Source organism: Mycoplasma sp. 1199, from assembly GCF_034863365.1.
In the GTDB taxonomy this organism is placed as follows: Bacteria; Bacillota_I; Bacilli_A; order Mycoplasmatales; family Metamycoplasmataceae; genus Mycoplasmopsis.
The window spans coordinates 47,296-67,548 of record NZ_JAYFFA010000002.1 but is presented as its reverse complement, the minus strand read 5'-3'; the positions used below and the strand labels follow the sequence as shown (position 1 = coordinate 67,548).

The following is a 20,253-nucleotide window of genomic DNA, read 5'->3' as shown; positions in this document are numbered from 1 at the left end:
TTATGTATAAATTTGAAGAGATTATTAATTATATGAAGAGAGAGCTTAAAAAGCACCACAAAGATTACTTAACTCAAGAAGAAGTCTTTGATATCTTAAGCTCAAAAGGTTTATCTATTGATGAAGACACTATTGATGATTTTATGTCAGAATTAAAAGATAACAATATTATTATTGATGATGTTGACTTTGGTGACAATGATGACTATACAGAAGCTGATTTTGAAGATGTAGCGCCTGCAAAATCAAAAAAATCTAAGAAAACAAAAGAAAAAAGTCTAGATGACTATGATTTTGAAAAATTAACTGACCTTGATGATCAGGAACCTGACTTTGACGGCGGCTTTGATTCTGATGATATGGATGATGATGAGTATTATGAAGATGACGAAAACGAAGATTACTACACAATTCCAGATGAAGAAATAGAAGCTGATGAAGAAGAAGAGGAAGACGAAGAAAAAGAAACTGAAGTTCATAGATTAAGCGATGAATTCTTTGATGATGCAGGAATTGATTCAGGTTTTGATGATATGGATTTAGTTTTTGAAACTTACGATGAACCAATAGAATTAGCTGACGATACAAAAATTAAATATAACTTATCAAACAAACTTACTGAAACAAATGACATTGTTAAATGATATATGCGTTGAATCGGTAAATATGGAGAATTATTAACTTTAGAAGAAGAAAAACACTTAGCTAAATTAATGGAAAAAGGTGGTTTCAGAGGAAAAAGAGCAAGAGATAAACTTATCCAAAGAAACTTACGTTTAGTTATTAACAATGCTAAAAAATACAAAAACAGAGGGCTTACATTTATTGACTTAATTTCTGAAGGTAACTCAGGTATCTTAAAAGCCGTTCAAAAATATGACGTTAACAAAGGATTTAAATTCTCAACATATGCTACTTGATGAATTAGACAAGCTATCACAAGAGCTGTAGCTGACCAAGCTAGAACAATCCGTGTGCCTGTTCATATGGTTGAAACAATTAACAAAATTTCAAAAATTGAACGTGAATTACAACAAGAATTAGGAAGAGAACCATCTGATGAGGAAATTGCAGAAAGATACCAAAATGGATATGATGCTGCTAAAGTTAGATACATTAGAAAAATTAATATCGACCCTATTTCATTAGATAAACAAGTCGGTAAAGAAAACGATTCATCATTCAGTGACTTTGTTAAAGATGACAACATTGTTTCGCCGGTTGATTATGCTTCACAAGAAGAATTAGAAGAAATCTTATTAGATATGGTTAACAACCTTGATCCAGAAGATAAAAAACTTATTTGTAAACGTTTTGGTATCGGTGTTGATGAAAACGGAAACAAATACAGAGTGCACTCATTAGAAGAATTAGCACTAGACCGTGGAGGAGTTTCTAAAGAACGTGTAAGACAAATTGAAAACAAAATCTTACGTAAACTTAAATCAGATCCAAAACATGGTAAAAACTTAAAAGACTTTATTAGAAACTAAAAACAACAATTAAGCAAAATTAGGAAAAATAGATATTATGAGAGAAAAAAGTTTAAAAATTAAAGATTTTATTGAATTATTAAACAAAATGTACCCATTAGAAAACAAAGAAATTTGAGATCCATCAGGGTACTCAGTTAAAACAGTTCAAGCTAAAAAATTCAAAGGTGCAGTTTTAGCAATCGACCTTACAAAAGAAGTGCTTCAAGAAGCAATTGACAATGATTGCAACGTTATCTTAACACACCACCCATTCAAATTCGAAAGAAGATGAATTGATGAAGATTACAAAGCACCATACAAAAGAGAAATCTTAAATTTACTTAGAAAACACCAAATTACAGCATTCTCAATGCACACAAATTACGACTGCGATCCAAAAGGTACTTCATACCAAATTGCAAGATATATGGGTATAGAAGCAAAACAAAATGAAGAATTAACACAAAAATTCTCATCAGTTGTTGATGCTAATTTATCATTAAACCAAATTAAAGAATTATTAGAAAAAAGATTAGGATTGCACTCATTTAGAACTAATGTTGCACCTGAAAACTACGATAAAAAATTCAAAACAGTTGCAATCTTAAGTGGAAGTGGATACATTGGACAAATTAATGATTTAGCTACAAAATGTGACTTAATCATTTCAAGTGACTTTAGATGAAGTGACTGAATCGTATTTGACCAAACAAACACAAACATTTTAGAAGTTCCACACTTAGATGAAGAAGTATTTGCGCTTGATATGTATGAACAACTTCAAGAAATACTTCCAAATCATAAATTCATTTTTGTTAAAACTAATGTACCATATCACAATATGTAATTGACTAAATTTAACTGCTACAAAGCAGTTATTTTTATTTTTATAATAGTGTGCAAGCTTTAAAAGTTTTGCTACTTTAAACTTTTATTACTATAAACTAAACAACAAAGTGCAATCTTTAAAAAAATAAAAATGTATAATTAATAAAATTTATTTTATTAATTAACTAAAAGGGTGTTATGAACAATAAAAATCTAGCAAATTTAATTAGACCAACTAAATTAGAAGACATTGTCGGACAAAAGCACGTTGTTAAATTACTTGAAAAAGTTATTGCAAACAAAATAACAACAAGTTTTATTTTCTTTGGTGAATCAGGAACCGGTAAGACAACAAGTGCAATGATTTTGGCTAACCAATTAGGTCTTAAGTATGATTTGTTTAACGCATCAGTTGATAATAAAGATAAATTAATTAATATTTTGAAAAATAATGATGTAATCATCATCGATGAAATACATAGATTAAATAAAGATAAGCAAGACATTTTGTTATCTTATCTAGAATTTGACAAGATTATTGTTTATGCAACTACAACAGAAAACCCTTACTTTAAAGTTGTACCTGCTCTAAGAAGTAGAATGCAAATTGTGCAGTTTTTTAAGATTTCAGAAGATGAAATCGCAGAGAAACTTAATCAAATTGTTAAGGAAAGTTTTCCTAACTATTTAATTAGTATGGATGTTCTAAAAAACTTAGCTAGATTTTCTTCAGGAGACTTAAGATTAAGTATTAACAATTTACATATGCTAATTTTATGTTCAGATCCAGGTGTAGAAATTACCAAAGAGCAACTGAAACAAGTTATTCCGAATATTAACTTCTACAGTGACTTAAATTCAAGCGCACATTACAACAATTTATCTGCATTTCACAAATCTCTTAGAGGTTCAGATGTAAATGCTGCACTGTATTATGGGATGTTAATTTTAAAAAGTGGAGATGTTGATGGATTATTCAGGAGAATGATTTGTGCATCATATGAAGATATTGGTCACGCTTCACCGAATGTAAACTTAAGAGTGCTCAATGCAATTGAAGCTTTTGAGCGACTTGGAATGCCCGAAGGAAAATTACCAATTGCTTTTGCAATTATTGATATTGCACTAGCACCAAAAAGTAACTCAACATACATTGCAATCGAAAACACAGAGCAAATCTTAGATTCAGGACAAATTTATCAAATACCAAAACATTTAAGAGATTCACATTATGCATCAGCGGCTAAATTAGGTGATGGAATTGATTACAAATATCCACATAACTACTGAAACAATTATGTTAATCAGCAATATTTACCAAAAGAATTATCTAAAGCAGAATTTTATTTTGCTGGATTAAATGAAAACGAACAAAAATACAAAAAATATTGACAAAAAATCAAGGAAGCAATTAAGGAGGATTAGATGAATTTAAAATTAGAAAACATTAATTCATTAGAAGATCTTAAAGTAGCAAAAGCAAGTGTATTTTCAAATGAAGGAGAAATTTACAAACTTCAACAAGAATTAAAAACAGCCCCAGTTGAACAAAAGAAAGAAATTGGACAAAAAATTACAGTTCTTAAAAAAGAATATGAAGATTTCTTTAAGTTAGCTGAAGAAAGAATTCAAAAACTTGAAATTGAAAAGAAAATTAATTCAGAATTTATTGACGTAACAATTCCTGTTTTAAAACCTGGAGCATTACACCCAATCACACTTGTAGAAGAAAGATTAAGAGATTGATTTTTCCAACACGGATACTATGAACGTAAAGATGGTGAAATTGTATCTGATGAATATAACTTTAAACGTTTAAATATTCCAGATGATCACCCAGCTAGAGGAATGCATGACTCACTTTACATTACAGAACAAACTTTATTAAGAACACATAATACAGGTATTACTGCAAAAGTTCTTGAAGAAAATCCTAATAAGGAATTTTCAACTTTTGCTATTGGTAAAGTTTACAGAAATGATGAAGATGATGCAACTCACTCACACCAATTTACTCAAATTGACTTTGTTACAGTTGGAAAAGTTTCATTCTCTAACTTAATTTGAACTCTTAAAGATTTACTTTCATATGTTTTAGAAGAAAATGTTGAAATCAGATTAAGACCAAGTTACTTCCCATTCACTGAACCAAGTGTTGAAGTTGATGTATTTTACAAAAATAGATGAATTGAAATTTTAGGTGCTGGTATGCTTCATCCAAGTGTGTTAGAAATGGCTGGTTTTGATTCGTCATTTAACGGTTTTGCAGCTGGTATTGGAATTGAACGTATCACAATGATTAAATATGGTTTTACAGATATAAGAGATTTATACAGAAATGATTTAAGAATAATGGAGCAATTTAAAAATGAAAGATAGTTTTTTAAAAATATTACAGTCAGAAGGTCAAAAACCATACTTTACAAAAATTTTAGATAAATTAAAAGAAGAAGAAACAAATGGAGTTAAAGTTTTTCCACACCAAATGGATTTATTTAAACCATTTGAATTCTTCCAAGTTAATGAAACTAAAGTTATTATCTTAGGTCAAGATCCATACCACACATTAGGTTTAGCTGATGGATTAGCATTTTCAACATACGATGACAAATTTGCTCCATCACTAAATAATATGCTTAAGGAACTTAAAAAAGATTATCCTAAAACAAAATTAGAAACAACTTCACTTGTTTCTTGAGCTAAACAAGGTGTTTTATTATTAAATACAGTTTTAACAGTTGCTCAAAGCAAGCCTGCTTCGCACTTCAGAATAGGATGAGAAACTTTCACACACAAAGTAGTTGAGGAAGTAGTTGCGCAAAACCCTAATGTCATTGTAGTTGCGTTAGGTAAAAAAGCACAACAATTCATTAAAGATATAGCTATTAATCCTAAGAACTTAGTTGAACTTGCACACCCAAGTCCATATAGTTACAATAAAGGTTTTGCAGATTCACACTTATTTAAAACTATTAATAAAAAACTTAAACAAAACAATGTAAAACCAATCGAATGAGATTTAACTAAAGGAGGAAAGTAATTTATGATTTTATCTTTAAAACATTTAAATAAATATTTACCAAATATTAAGTTAGATGCAAAAGAAGTAGAAAAAGCATTAAACAACTTAGGTTTAGAAGTTGAATCGGTTTCACCTTTCTCTGACGTTAAAGGTTTAGTATTTGCAAAAGTTTTAGAAGTTTCGGTTAACCCTAATTCAGACAAATTAGATGTAGTTAAAGTTTTAACAAAACAAGGTGAATACACAATTCAAACAAATAATAGAATTTTAAAACCAGGTGACCTTACAATTTGCTTCCCAACAGGTGCATCAAAAGGCGATTTTGTTTTAGCAGACAAAGAAATTAAAGGTGTTTTATCACAAGGAATGTTCGGTGCGTGATCTGAAATTGAATATGATAATTCACTTTTATCATATACTGACTCAATTTTAGTTTTACCAAACGATTTTGCTACACTTGAAGATGATGCAATGGAACTTTTAGGTCTTAATGATACACTTATTGAAATTTCAGTAACGGCAAACAGAAATGATGCGAACTCATATTATGTTTTAGCTAGAGAATTAGCTTCATATTTTGATACTGACTTTATAAGCGTATTAAAAGAAACACCAAGTTCATTTACAACACAATTTACAGTTAATAAAAACAAAGCACAACATTTATCATTTACAGAAGTTAAAGGTAAAAAAGAAATAACTTTATATGAAAAAATGTTACTTGCAAAACACGGTATTGATACAAAATTTGACTGAGCAGTTAATTTAACAAACTTAACATTAATTAACTATGGTGTTCCTGCTCACGTTTATGATGCTACAAAATTAGAAAACAATTTAAGTGCAGATTATTATTCAGGAAAATTAGTTATTTTAGGAAATAAAGAAGTTGAATTAAATAATGTTTTAACAATTTTTGCTAACAATAAACCTGTTTCAGTTGCTTGCGCTATGGGTCTAGAAGACACGAAAGCTACAGAACAAACAAATGATTATTTATTTGAAGTTGGAGTGTTTAAGTCTACAGATGTTAGACATTCATCTAAAGAACTTAAATTAATTTCAAACTCAGCTGCACAAGGTGCAAGAACAATTACACCCGAATTAGCAAGTTTAGCAGTTAAATTCATCAGATCATACTGCAATGATTTACAAGTCTCAAATACAATTGGTGAATTTGAATTTGATAGCTACAAAGAAATAAAAATTGATAATGAAAAATTAAAAGTTTACTCAAATAAATCAGACAATCAATTAGTTGAATTTAACAAAGCTAAAGATCAATTAAGTAAATTAGGATTTATCTTTGAAGCAGACATTGTTAAAGTCCCTAACTATAGATATGATGTTAACTTATTTGAAGATGTTATGGAAGAATTATTCAGATTCTATTCATACAGCAACTTTAAAGAAGAAGTTGTTAAAAACGTTCCATTAATTACACAATCAAAAGATAGAACAAAAAATATTATTAGTGGGATGGGTTATTCAGAAGTTAGAACATTTACACTTGTTTCTAAAGAAAAAGCAAACTTTAAAGTTTTAGACTTAAAAGAAACTGTTAGGCCTTTATTAACATTCGTTTCTAAAGAAAGAGAATACGTACGTAATTCAATTATTGTTTCATTGCAAGAAGTTGTTGAATACAATCAAAAACGTAAATTAAACTCAATTAACATTTTTGAAGTAGGAATGATCGGGAACTCTAATGAAGTTTTAGGTCTTGCTTCAACAACTAAATCATTCTTTGAAATGAAACAAGATATTATTAATTTTGCAAAATTAGATTTAGAATTTGTTCCTTTAAAAGACAATGCTTTAGTTCATCCAAATGCATCTGCAAAAATTGTTTACATTGACCAAAACACAGGTGCACAAGTTGAATTAGGTTGATTAGGTAAAATTCATCCATCAATTGATAAGACAAATGCATTCTATGCCGAATTATTTACAGATGTGATTAAAAACATTAGAAACAAAGAAGCAGCAACTAAATTCCAATCAGTTAATACTGAACCATATAAAACACTTGACCTTACATTTGAACTTGGAAACGGTGAGTACATCAAAGATAAAATTAATCAAATTAAATCAGTTTCAAATTGTTTCAGCATTGACCAAATTGATGATTACAAAAAAGAAAATTCACACAATGTAACACTTAGAATTACAGGTTCAAGTGAGCAAATTGAAAAAATAGATTCACACTTTAACAACTAGGAGACCTATGTATTCAGATATTAGTTTAAAAGATAAATTAGTTCAAGATGCAATTAATAATGAACTAAAAAGACAAGAAGATCACATTGAATTAATCGCTAGTGAAAACTATGTTTCAGAAGATGTACTTAAAGCTCAAGGTAGCATTTTAACAAACAAATATGGTGAAGGTTACCCAAATAGAAGATATTATGGTGGATGTGAAAATGTTGACGTAGTTGAACAAGCTGCTATTGATAGATTAAAAGCTATTTTTGGTGTTAAATTTGCTAACGTGCAACCTTATTCAGGTTCAGTTGCAAATGCTGCTGCTATTGCATCGGTTGTACCTAGTGGAGGAAAAATTATGGGACTTTCACTTAGTTCAGGTGGACACTTAACGCACGGATACAAAATCAGTTTTAGTGGAATTTTCTATGATTCAGTTTCATATGATTTAGGTAAAGATGGAATTTTAGATTATGATGCAATTTTAGAACTTGCTCTAAAAGAAAAACCACACTTAATTATTTGTGGTTATTCGGCTTATTCAAGAACAATTGACTTTGCTAAATTCAGAGAAATAGCTGATAAATGTGGTGCAAAATTACTTGCTGATATAGCTCACATTGCAGGACTTGTCGCTACTGGAGAACACCCATCGCCAGTTGGCTATGCAGATATTATTACTTCTACAACACATAAAACATTACGTGGAGGCAGAGGTGGGATCATTATGACTAATGATGAAGAAATTGCTAAAAAAATCGACAGATGAGTATTCCCTGGATACCAAGGTGGTCCATTATTCCACGCTATAGCTGGAAAAGCTGTAAGCTTTTATGAAGCTATGCAACCTATGTTTAAAGAATATGCAAAAAACATTAGATTAAATGCAGCTAAGTTATGTAATAACTTCATTAACAAAGGTGCAAAAATTATTTCAGGTGGAACAGACAACCACTTATTTATGATTGATGTTTTATCAACATACAACATTAGCGGTAAAGAAGCTGAAGAAATCTTAGGTAAAATCAACATTACATTAAACAAAAACACAATTCCATTCGATACACTTTCACCGTTTGTAGCAAGTGGTATTAGAATTGGAACTGCTGCTATGACAAGTAGAGATTTCACAGAATGAGATAAATTAGCTGACATAATTGATTACACACTTAGAAATTATGAAATGTTAAGTTCAGAAAATGGAATCGATAAACTAAATGAACTTAAACAAGAAGTTTTAGAATTAACTAAAAAATTCCCAATCAAAAAATCATATTTATAAGATGCAATTGCATCTTATTTTTTTTACTTTTATAATATTCTCCTAGACTTAAAAGTAAAAAATGTAAATCAAATTTAAATAAGCTAATAAATCTTGAAATTTAACAATCAGACATTGTGTATAGTGTTTAGAATTTGTTAAAATAGACAGATAAAATATAATAAATTTATTTATAAATTTATTAGGATTACTCAAATTTTGAGTAGGTTGGTACATTTATGAAAAAAAGAAATAAGAAATTAATAATAAGTTTAACCCTCGGAGCAGCTCCGATCCTTTCATTGACTGCAATTTCAGCAATTGTTCAACAAAGTGTTTCTTGAACAGATGAAAATAAAGCTTATTCACGTGAAACACAAACACAATTGAATTTAAGTGATTGAATGGCTGATGTTGATGGGAATAAATTACTATCAGAGCTTTCTATACCAGGAACTCACGATAGCGGTATGTATGATGGTAAAGGTTTTAGATGATTTTTCGGTTCTGCTTGAGCTAGAACACAGTACAAAAATTTACCTACCCAATTGAAAATGGGTATTCGCTATTTTGATATTCGCTTAGATAGAAACAATTTGGTTAATCACGGTGGAGCAGATTCAAATAACTTATATCTAAAAAATGTGTTAGACGAGTGTAAAAAATTCTTAACTGCACACTCAAGTGAAACAATCATTTTACGTATAAAAGATGAAAATGTAGATGTTGGTAATTTATCTGCTACAGATTGTATAAAATGAAGAAACTCAATAATTGATAATCTTTATAAATTCAAAGATATCCTCTTCAAAAATGATTCTCGTAATAATAATCTGAACCCAACACTTAATGAACTAAGAGGTAAAGTTTTTGTTGTAAATAACTTTCACCACAAAGTTTATTCAGATAATAACTATGGAACTTTCATCGATCACCGTAATAACTGAAATATTTGACAAGATACATATGATTCAACAGAAGATGTAAAGAAGAGAACATTTGAGTCTATGGCAAACATGTATCAAGATCTAAATGATTTCCACAATGACATAATGACCAACTTCATTTCAAGATCTAACGGTGAGCAACCTTGAAGGACTAGCGAACCTTTAAATAAATGACTTGTTAAAAAACTTCGAGAAAAAGAAGAACAATGAGAACAATTAGGAATTGTACCAATGGATTTCCCTGGAGATGCCCTTGCATTAGCTATAGTGCGTAAAAACTATATGTATAGTCAAAGAGCAATTAACCGTGGAATTTTAGGAAGACAATTAAATGCGATTCCTGTTACTAAATTAGTTGACAATACATCGATTATTGAATTAAACCAACCTATGAAAGATTACTTTGTTGAAGTTTACAAAGGTAATAATCTTTTAGAAAAGAAAAAGATAACTGATACAAACACAAGAATTCAGTTAGCTAATAAATTTGTTTTAGGCGATTCAATCAAATTAGTTTTCTACAAAGAAACTCCAACAAACATTTACTATCCAACTCCAAAAAGAATTTTAAATGTTGAAGGAACACTTACGGTTTCTAGAAATGAAGAATATGTAAATAAACTTCTTAGAATAGGGAGAAGTTATGTGGCATATTCAGATACTCTTGCTAATACAACTTACCAAAATTTCATTAGATTTCATATTCAAAATGAAATTGTAAGTGTAGCTAATTCATATATCATTCAACCAATGACTGACCAAAGAGGTGAATGAGCCGACTTATTTGATTCAGATAAAACTGAAGTTCAAAATAAAATTACAAACTTAAAAAATGCTTATGAAGCTTTGAAATCAGATATAAAAACATTTAATTCATCAGTTCCATTTAGAAATTCTCAATTAAGTTTTATAACAACTGCTGACAAATCTAAATTATCAGAAGATAGTTATGAAGCATTTCAAGATGTAATTACAACAATTCCTAAATTACCTGAATATCAAAATGTTCTCAACATTTACATCAAGAAGAAAAATAAATTAGCTGGATTAAAAACAATCTTGAACGATCTTCAGGATTATTTAGGATTGTTCAATCAAAAAGTTACTGACTTAGATTTATATAATTTACAAATTAACTACCAAGATAAAAAAGCAGAATTAAACCAAAATATTCAATCTATTCAAGCTATTATCAAAGAAACAATTAATAATGATGAAACTATTGATTTTGCGAATATAAAAAGCAGATTGCAAACTCATTATGATAAATGCAATCAAATTATTAAATCACTTGAAGACTTAAGAAAACAATATGATCAAAACTTATATAGAGAAAGATTAAGAGCTGCATTACAAAAATGTGAAGAACAAAAAACTCAAATTAATTACTTACTTGATAATAGTGGTGGAACAACTAAAATTGATCAATTAATTACTGAAATTAATGAGCAATTAACACTTTCAGAAATTCAAGAAACAAAAGTTAATGATATTGAACAACGTATGCAATCTGCTATTTCGATGTTAAATGGACAATCTAATTTAGATTCAATTAGACAATCTATTTTGTCATCTAAATATTTAGAACAAAGCGTTATTGATCAAAAAGTTGCTGAACTTAACCAAAAAAGATCTTATGCAGATGCAATTGAATTGCAAAATGCAGTTAAGCAATTAAATAATTTTGAACATCAAGCTATTAATCAAACAATTGATAGTTTATCTAACTTAACTGATACACAAGAATCAAGTGCAAAAACTTCAGTTGAACAATGTGCAAATAGAGTTGCGATGGATTCAATAGTTTCAAATGTAATTAAATTAAACAACTTTAATGCTCAACTCAAGAATTTTGATTCTGTAAAGTCATCAATTAACTATATAGAAGCGTCGACAGATCTTAAAAAAGCTTATGATAATGCAGAAATAGTTGCTAATACAGTTAAAAATTCAAATACATTTGATAGAGGAATTGAGAATATTGATACTGCAATACCGAACTTGCAGATAGCAAAAAACAACTTAGATGGTGAAAGAAGATTAGATACTGCAAAAGCAGAAGCTAACAAAAATATTGATAAGTTAACTTACTTATCAGACAATGTTCAAAAACCAGCTGCTAAAACATCAATTAGTAATGCGCAAACTGTGAATGATGTAAATTTAATTGTTTCTAATGCTACAAAATTAAATGCTGCATTAGAACAACTTTCAATTGCTGATTTGAAATTAAATCAACCAGCATATACAGAAGCTGCGAATAATAAAAAACAAACATTTGATTCTGCTAAAAGTGCAATAGACAATATCAAATCAAATTCAGACTTTACAAGATCAATTTCTAATATTGATATATTAACAGTTAACTTAAAAAACGCTATCAAGGATCTTGATGGTGATTCTAAATTATCATCTGCAAGAACAAATGCATTAAATGAGTTGAATAAATTAACTAATTTAACTGGAGAACAAATAAAAGCTGCACAAGATGGAATCAATGCTGCTAACACAATTAATTTAGTTAATTTAAAATTATTTGAAGCTCAAAAACAAAATGCAATCAACAAAATAAATTCATTATCTAATCTAGGACAAACTCAAAAAGAAAAAGCAGCTGAATTAATTAATAATAAAACTACAAAAACTGAAATTGATGCAATTCAATGAAACTATTCAAAAGTTGATTATGCACTTCCGAAAATTAAAGAAGCTGAATTTGAAAAATCAACAATAAACTACACTGAAGCCGAAGGTTCTAGAAAAACAAACTTTGATACTATATTGGACAGTTTATTACCATTAAAATCACAAATTGATTTTTCTACATTATCTGCGAACTTTGATGCAAACGTTATAGCTCTTGAGAATGTAAAAGGTGACTTGAACGGATTAGACAGACTTAAAAAAGAAAAAGAACAAGCTAACATTTTCATTTCTAATTTAAGTGAATTATCAAATGAACAAAAAGATACTTTTGCAAATAGAATAACTTCAGTTAACTCAATTTCAGAAGTTACAGATATTAAAAGCAATGCTGAAAAACTTAATAATGTTTTAATTGAATTAAAAGCAGCAAGACAAACTGCAAAATCTGAATTGACTAAATTAACATACTTATTAGAAGAACAAATTATAGAAGCAAATAACCAAATCGATGCAGCAATAACAATTCAATTAACAAAGGACATTGTTTCAAACGCAACAAATCTTGATGCTGCAATTGAACAAGTTCAAAGATTTAATGATGTTAAATCAAAACCACAATTCACAGAAGCTGATTCAGATAAAAAACAAGATGCTCAAATAGCTTTTGACAACTTACCAAGTGTAGAAACAGTAACAGACTTTACAACAAGTCCTATTGCTGACATTGCAGAAAAAACAGAAGCTCTTAATAATGCAATCAACTCACTTGATGGTCAACAAAACTTAGATGCTGCAATAGCTACTGCTAAATCTGCTATTGATGCATTGACTAACTTATCAAATGATGAGAAAAGATATGCAAAAACTGAAGTTGAAAAGCAGACAACTGTCGCTAATGTTGCTGAAAAATTATTAAATGCTCAAAAACAAGATGCATCAAATAAAATCAACTCATTATCAAACTTATTGGATGATGTGCAAAAACCAGCTGTTAAAGCTTTAATTAACTCAAAAGCAACTAAAGATGAAATTGATGCAATTGTTGCTAATGCAGAAAAAGTTAACAGCGGTATTGGAACACTTAATGATGAAGTTGTTATAAAAGAAGAAATTCAATACAAACAAGCATCAGATGATGTTAAGACAAACTTTGATAATGCTATAACTGCATTAGATGGATTATCAAGCTACACAGACTTTGAAACTCCATTTGACCAATTAGATACTAAATTACAAGTTGTATCTGAAACTAAGGGTTCATTAAATGGTAAAGATAGATTAGATACTGCAAAAGCTGAAGCAATTAAAGCTATTGAGGCACTTGAAAACTTAACATCAGTTCAAAAAGATGCTGCTAAAAATGAAGTTGAAGCTAAAACATCAATTACTGATGTTGAAGAAAAATTACTTGAAACTCAAAAAGAAGATGCTATAGTTAAAATTAACTCATTACCTAAATTATCGGAAACCCAAAAAGAAAAAGCTATCAAATTAGCAGAAGCTAAATCTGGTAAAGCACAAATTGATAAAGTAGTTTCAAATGCATCAAGCATTGATGCAGCAATTGCTAAAGTTGAATCTGCTAGAGAACTTGAATCAGAAACCAAATACACTCAAGCTTCAAACCAAGATGTATTTGATGATGCAGTTACTGGTTTAAACGACTTAACAACAACACTTGACTTTGATGAACCATATCCTAACTTAGATAACAAGTTAGATACATTAAAATCAACTCACGATGCTCTTGATGGTACTGGTAGATTGAAAACAGCTAAAGAAGAAGCGCTCGCTGCTCTTGAAGCTGCTTCAAACTTATTAGATACTCAAAAAGAAGCTACAAGAAATGCAGTAAACAGCTTAGATGAAGTTACTAAGATTGAATACATTAAAAATAATGTAAAAGAAGTTAACAGTGCATTTGATGTTGTTGAGAAAGCTGAAGCGATGAAAGAAACAACACAATACATTCAAGCTGATAAAAAATTTAAAGATGCATTTGATAATGCATTAGCTGCTTTTGAAGAAATTAAAACAAAAGAAGACTTTGCTACAGAAATTCCTAATTTATCTAAAAAATTAGTTGTACTTCAAAAAGCTACAGAAGCTCTTAACGGTAAAGTTAAACCAGAAACTAAACCAGTAGACCCTGCTAAAGTAGAAGATAAAAAAGAAAACACAAATAGTGATTCAAATTTAGCTGGTCCAATTGCAGGTGGTGTGTCCGGATTACTTGCTTTAATTGGTTCAATCTTTGGATTTATCTTCTACAAAAAACGTTGAAAACGTAATAAATAATTTTTAAATTTAAACTTTCATCCTAGTGGTGAAGGTTTTTTGTTTTGTTTTTTGCAAAAAAGTAAAAGAAAAAGAAGACACCATAGTGTATCTTCTAAATTTTGCAATTACATCTTATTTGGTTAAAATGTAGTTAAAGAATAATGGTTTATTTTCTTTATTTACAATCTTCATTTTGTGATCTTTTGTTAAGTCATATTTTTCAGGTGTAAATAATGTTAATAAACAATGGTTGTATGTTTCTTCAGTTGTAACTGCTGAAACATTTTCAAGAACTAATTCATCATCGATGTATACGTCAAATGATGACATATTTGGCCCTGTTTTTCCAAATAAGTCAATAGCGTCTGAGTTAAATGTAAATTCAAAGTATTCGTTAGCTTTTGAAACTTTAGCTGAAACACCATTGATTGCGTTGTTGATTTGATCATTTTCGTTTGTTAAAAGTTCTCAAGATGTTCCATAGAATTGAATTTCAGGGTTGTTAATTGGTAATACTCTCTTGTTTTGAGTATCAAGACCAAATTTAATTTCTCTAATGATTGTAACTTTTTGTTGTCTTATTTTCTCATCGTCATTGATTGGTTCTCTCATTGTTGTAATGTGAACTTCTACAATTCCATCATAAATAGCACCAAAGTCTAATCTATTAGTTAATGGAAGACCATCTGTATCTTTTGTAGGGTCAACTACAAAGTTTAATGTTTTGAACACAACCGGCATATCAAAAAATTCACCTTTGAATACTTCAACTTTTTCAGTTCTCATAAGTTCGATTGTGTAATGAGTTGGACGGTATTGTTTTTGAAAGTCAGCTTTAGCAACGATATCCATAAAGCTTAATGTAGCAGGTTTTTGAAACTTGATATTAAAGTCTAATTTATCTATTTTTCAAGTTTCAATTTTTGTGTCGTAAATTTGATCGTAAATTGGTTTATATCCTGTATTACCATCAATAACTGTATTACCATCAATATCATTTTTTGTACGTCCTCTAACGCTTAATGCAACAGGGTTTGTAACTCGAGCCGAACCAGCGAATTTTGTAATTTGAAGGTCGCTCTTAGTATCAGTAGGCATAAATCTTGGTTTGTATTGTCATTGTTCACTAGTTAATAATTCTTGGATTTTTTCTGGTGTATCGTATCAATCTGCTGGAAGATATGGGCTTAATGCATAGTTGTTAATTTCGTAGATTGTATTAGAACCTGTATCATTGATTTTTTCCAATCAGAATGTTCTTCTTGGGTATGCAATATCATTTCAAGCAGCGATTGTAAGGTCGTAAACTTGTCCTTTTTGTAATGTTACTGTACCAAAATCTTTTAGTGCATTATTTGTTGAGTTAATTTCACCTTCAAATGCATCGCCAATCTTAATGTATCCTCAGTTAGAGAAGTAAGCTTTAATATTATATGATCCTGTTTCAGGTGCGATGAATTTTGCCTTAGATTCAACTAATTGTTTTTTACCTGTGAATGGGTTTTGAAGTTTTCTTTGTTCAAAATCTTCAACTAAAGTATCTTTTGGTTGAATGTTATTTGTTTTGATGTAGTTCATAATTTGTGAAATTGTTCTTAACCCTTTAACTTGACCATCTGTAAGTTGGTAAGTTGTTAAGACTGGACGGTTAACTACGTTTCTAAGTTTAATTTTGTATCTGTAAGCAGGTACATATCTTTTTGGTTTGTTTTCAAAGTCAGCTGGAATAACTTCCATATCAAATTCATCAATTTCTGCAAGTTTATCTGGATTTGCTCTATAGATAACTTTCATTCTTGTAGGATCTGACGGATCAAATTCTAAACTTCCACCTAATTTTGTTCTTGCCGGGAATTTAAGTTCTTTAATTCTAAAGTTAGAGTTAAGTGAGTTAATTCCATTGGTAAAGTCAAATGTAAATTCTTGTCCTGCTGGAATTTGGTAAGCTGGAGCTGTATCTGATGTATATTCAAATCTGTCTAGCTCACTATTGTATAAGAATTGACCACAAGCATAAATGTTAGCAACAAAATCGAATGATGGTCATTGGAACATATCAAGCATTCTTTCGATGTTTTCTTGATCTGGATATTTAGCCATAAGCTCATTGATTTTATCTCCAGTTGCTCTTAATTTAGCAATGGCGTCTCTTTCTTTTTGAGCTCATTGTTTATCCATTTCTGTTAAGTTTCGAGGTCTATCGGAATCATTATATCCATAGTAACCTTTAGGATCGATTTCTTGACTTCCGTTAAATCTTCAATCTTTTCAGTCAGCTTGAACTTTTTTAAATTCAGCTGTAGCTTTATTAGCTTCAGCCATAGCTGCATCAAATTCTGGTTTATGGTCGTTTGCAATATCAACTGTTGGTACTGATCGTTGTAATGATTCAATTGTACTTGCGTATTGTTTTAATGCGTAGTAGAAGTTTAATTTGAAGTATTTAGATAAGTATCAAGTTGTCTTCAGTTTCTTATCGTATAAACCGTTTCTTCCTGATGATTTAACTCATTCAATAAAGTTAACTGGTCCTAATGTGTAAATCATATTTGAGTAAAGTGCGTATCAGTCAGCTTTTGTTTGGTTAATTAAATATGAGTTAGCTAATCTAGCTCAGTATACATCAAAGTCTCCCGATGGGTTTGTGATTCCACGAAGTCTTGTTTTATCATTAATAAATGATAAGTTAATTACTGATGGAATGTTTGTTCATCCGTGATCTCTTATATTGAATGGATCTTGGTGAGGTTGAAAGTTATGGTTAATTTCGTGGTAGTTTCCTCAATCATCAAATCCAAAGTCAGAAGTTCCTTTTAAGTAAGGTGATGCTCATCCGATCGCAGCTCAAAGATTGCTTCCACCACCTCAAGCACCAGCTCCTCCTCAAACATCATCACAGTAGTTAAGTGCTAACTTAGGTGCGTTGTAGTCGAATCAGAAGTATGACATTTCATAGAAACTATCTCATTTGTGCATTTTTTCTTCAGGGAAGATAATATCATCAAATTTAACATGAGCAATAGCATTTGATGATGTATAAGGAATTGCTATACCTGAGTAGTTTGATTGAATTGTCATAATAGGTGCATTAATTGTACCTGCTTTAACAGCGTCCATTTGTGCATCTCATTCTGCTTTTGTTGTTTGTCCATAAACGTAGTGAAGTTGTTCAACTGCATTATAAACTTTAACGTCAAATGGAGCAGGGTTACCATTTTGATCTCTAAGAGTTACGCCAACGTTAATTGATAATGCTCCACCAAATGGCGAACCAACTTTAACTCTTCTTGTGACTGGGTCAATTTCGTTAAATCTGAATCTAAATCTTGATAGAACAAATGGGTAACGGTTAGAAATTTTCCCTGTGTTGTCTGCTGGGTAGTTGTCTCAGTAGCTTTTGTTTACATAGAAATCAAACGGAACTTCACTGTAAATCCCTGTAGTTTCATTTGGTGTTCCATATAATTCTTTAAGAATTTTGTATGTGTCTTCACTAATTTCAAATTCAATAACTTCTCCAGCTGGAGCATATAAACCAATAACGTTGTATCCTGTCATTGATGTGTTAATTGAAATTTCTTTTGTAACTGTTTGAGTTTCGTCTGTAACTACTCTTTCGAATCATTTATCTGCAGCAGGGTGTTTTTTAAGACGGTTATTTGCGATTTCTTCTTTAATGAAGTTTGCATCACTATATTTACGTGCACCTTCACCTGTGAAACCGTCTACACCAATAACACCTTCAACTCTTTCGTTGTAAACAAGTTCACCCATACTAAGTTTTTGACCATTTACTTCAAAGAAAGCGCGATCAGCAAAGCTTTTGTTATCTTTTTCGTAGTTAAAATCGTATCCAGGGTATCTGAATCCATAACTTGAATACATTTGGTTTAATTTTGTATCGTAAACTTGTTTTTGGATTGTAGGTCTAGGTTTTCTATCAACGATTTTATCTGTATATGAAACAATGTCTAATCTGTTTGAAAGTAATGAACTGAATGGTTGAGTATTATTTGCAAGTGGTAATGCTGAAATAGTAACTGGTTTTAATCTTCACATTACACCAGTTGAATTTTTAACTACTAATGAATAGTCTCCATCTCTGTTTACATTTAATGTAGTTGAATGTTCATTTTCAATTAATGTTGTATATCTGTATCAAGATGAGTTAGCTCAATCTACACCATCAACATTACTTGCTGTAACTGTAGCTGCGTTGTTTATTAATAATCCATCATTTGATGCAGTTAATTTTACATTTTGTAACGGGTTAACTTTGTGAACCATTTCCACATTAAGTTTCTTAACGTATTTTTTACCATTGTATGTTCCGATAACTTCAAGTTGGAAGTTAGAATCAATACCGATTTGGTTATTAAATACTTCTAAAGTACCTTTATCAGTAACACTAAATTCACTATCATTTGAATATCATTTGAATTGTTCTGGATTTAATTCTTCATTTCCAGCAACAAATTGTAATACAACTGGTTTACCTTCTTCTGGGAAGTAACCTTGGTTTGTGATTGTGAATTTAGCATTTTCAGTTAAACGGTTTGTTTCTTCTTCGCTTAACATATCAACTGGTGGATATTCAGGTTCTAGAATTCTTTCTGATGTAGTAGGTTGTGATGGGGTTTCTTCTCTAGTTCCTGGCTCTTCGTAACCTGGTGTACCATTATCATTACCGTCTCCTGTCCCTGTTCTTGAGTTAGGATCGGTTGGTTCAGTTGATGAACCTCCATCTCCATTAGGGTCACTTGGGGTTTCGTCGCTTCCACCACTATCACCATTTCCAGGGTCAGTAGGTTGTTCTGATGAAGTAGATGAACTTAATTTTTCCTCAGCAGCATTTAATGCATCAATTAAGCTTTGTTTGTTTTCAACTGGTGTAGTTAAATCAGTTTTAGTAGCAATAGCATCTTCAAGAGCCTTTTTAGCTTCGTTGAATTTTTGTTTTTGCTCAGCTGATGCATTTGTGTATGCTTCAGATTTTTGTTTTTCATTAGCTTCATTTAATTTAGCAGCTAATTCATTTAAGTCTCTTGAGTTGTTTACAATATTATCAATTGCAGTTTTATTAGCAGCATCATTAATTTGTTTATAAATTGCATCTTTTTGTGCTTGAGTTAAGTTTGATAAATTAGCAACAATATTTTTAGCAGGTTGCTTGTCAACTGGTTGAGAAGGAGTGGGAGCTTCTTTTTTGCTTAATCCTAATCCAACTCCAGTACCAATTAATGTTGCAGCACCGACACCACCAAGTATTAGACCAATAATGAGTTTTCTTTTTCTATTTTTGTCAGCCATAATCATCCTTTCTTTTTATTTATGACTAAAATAAAATTAAAATTTTATTTTATAAGTCTTTTTATTTTATTTTAATCTAGCTTTTATTTATCAAAATATTTATTCTATTTTTTATGTGTAAATTTTATATGAATTATTTCTGTTTTTGTTAGTGTGATTAAGCACTAAAATTAACTAATTTAATCAAATAAAAAGTACATTTAGTATCTTTAAGATTTGTAGTAAATGTACTTTTAAGTGGGTTATATAGGTGTAAAAGTTTTATTAAGCTTACTG

At 30.0% G+C, this 20,253-nt stretch carries 9 protein-coding genes; 8 read left to right on the top strand and 1 reads right to left on the bottom strand.

What is annotated here, in order from left to right:
• Positions 1–2 precede the first annotated feature (2 nt).
• From VBM89_RS01400 to VBM89_RS01365, 8 genes are all read left to right on the top strand, one after another.
• Positions 3–1,493 carry an RNA polymerase sigma factor gene (locus tag VBM89_RS01400; protein WP_257089700.1) on the top strand — a complete coding sequence of 497 codons (1,491 nt, stop codon included), beginning with the start codon at positions 3–5 and terminating at the stop codon, positions 1,491–1,493.
• A gap of 37 nt (positions 1,494–1,530) precedes the next feature.
• Positions 1,531–2,322 carry a Nif3-like dinuclear metal center hexameric protein gene (locus VBM89_RS01395; RefSeq protein ID WP_323188537.1) on the top strand — a complete coding sequence of 264 codons (792 nt, stop codon included), beginning with the start codon at positions 1,531–1,533 and terminating at the stop codon, positions 2,320–2,322.
• 179 nt (positions 2,323–2,501) lie between these two features.
• Positions 2,502–3,728, top strand: coding sequence for a replication-associated recombination protein A (locus VBM89_RS01390; protein WP_323188536.1), 1,227 nt, complete (start codon positions 2,502–2,504; stop codon positions 3,726–3,728).
• Positions 3,729–4,682, top strand: a complete 954-nt coding sequence (pheS, locus tag VBM89_RS01385) for a phenylalanine--tRNA ligase subunit alpha (RefSeq protein WP_323177504.1) — start codon at positions 3,729–3,731, stop codon at positions 4,680–4,682.
• Positions 4,672–5,343, top strand: coding sequence for a uracil-DNA glycosylase (locus VBM89_RS01380; protein ID WP_323188535.1), 672 nt, complete (start codon positions 4,672–4,674; stop codon positions 5,341–5,343). The genes pheS and VBM89_RS01380 overlap by 11 nt, the downstream gene beginning before the upstream one ends.
• Positions 5,344–5,346: 3 nt before the next feature.
• Positions 5,347–7,545 carry a phenylalanine--tRNA ligase subunit beta gene (locus VBM89_RS01375; protein ID WP_323188534.1) on the top strand — a complete coding sequence of 733 codons (2,199 nt, stop codon included), beginning with the start codon at positions 5,347–5,349 and terminating at the stop codon, positions 7,543–7,545.
• 7 nt (positions 7,546–7,552) lie between these two features.
• On the top strand, positions 7,553–8,815 hold the full coding sequence (gene glyA / locus VBM89_RS01370; protein ID WP_323188533.1) for a serine hydroxymethyltransferase: 1,263 nt from the start codon (positions 7,553–7,555) through the stop codon (positions 8,813–8,815).
• A gap of 218 nt (positions 8,816–9,033) precedes the next feature.
• Positions 9,034–14,685: a phosphatidylinositol-specific phospholipase C domain-containing protein gene (locus tag VBM89_RS01365; protein WP_323188532.1), complete on the top strand. Its 5,652-nt coding sequence runs from the start codon at positions 9,034–9,036 to the stop codon at positions 14,683–14,685.
• A 114-nt stretch (positions 14,686–14,799) separates the two neighbouring features.
• Here the strand turns inward: VBM89_RS01365 and VBM89_RS01360 are convergent, their stop codons facing one another.
• Positions 14,800–19,977: a M60 family metallopeptidase gene (locus tag VBM89_RS01360; RefSeq protein ID WP_323188531.1), complete on the bottom strand. Its 5,178-nt coding sequence runs from the start codon at positions 19,975–19,977 to the stop codon at positions 14,800–14,802.
• Positions 19,978–20,253: the final 276 nt, after the last annotated feature.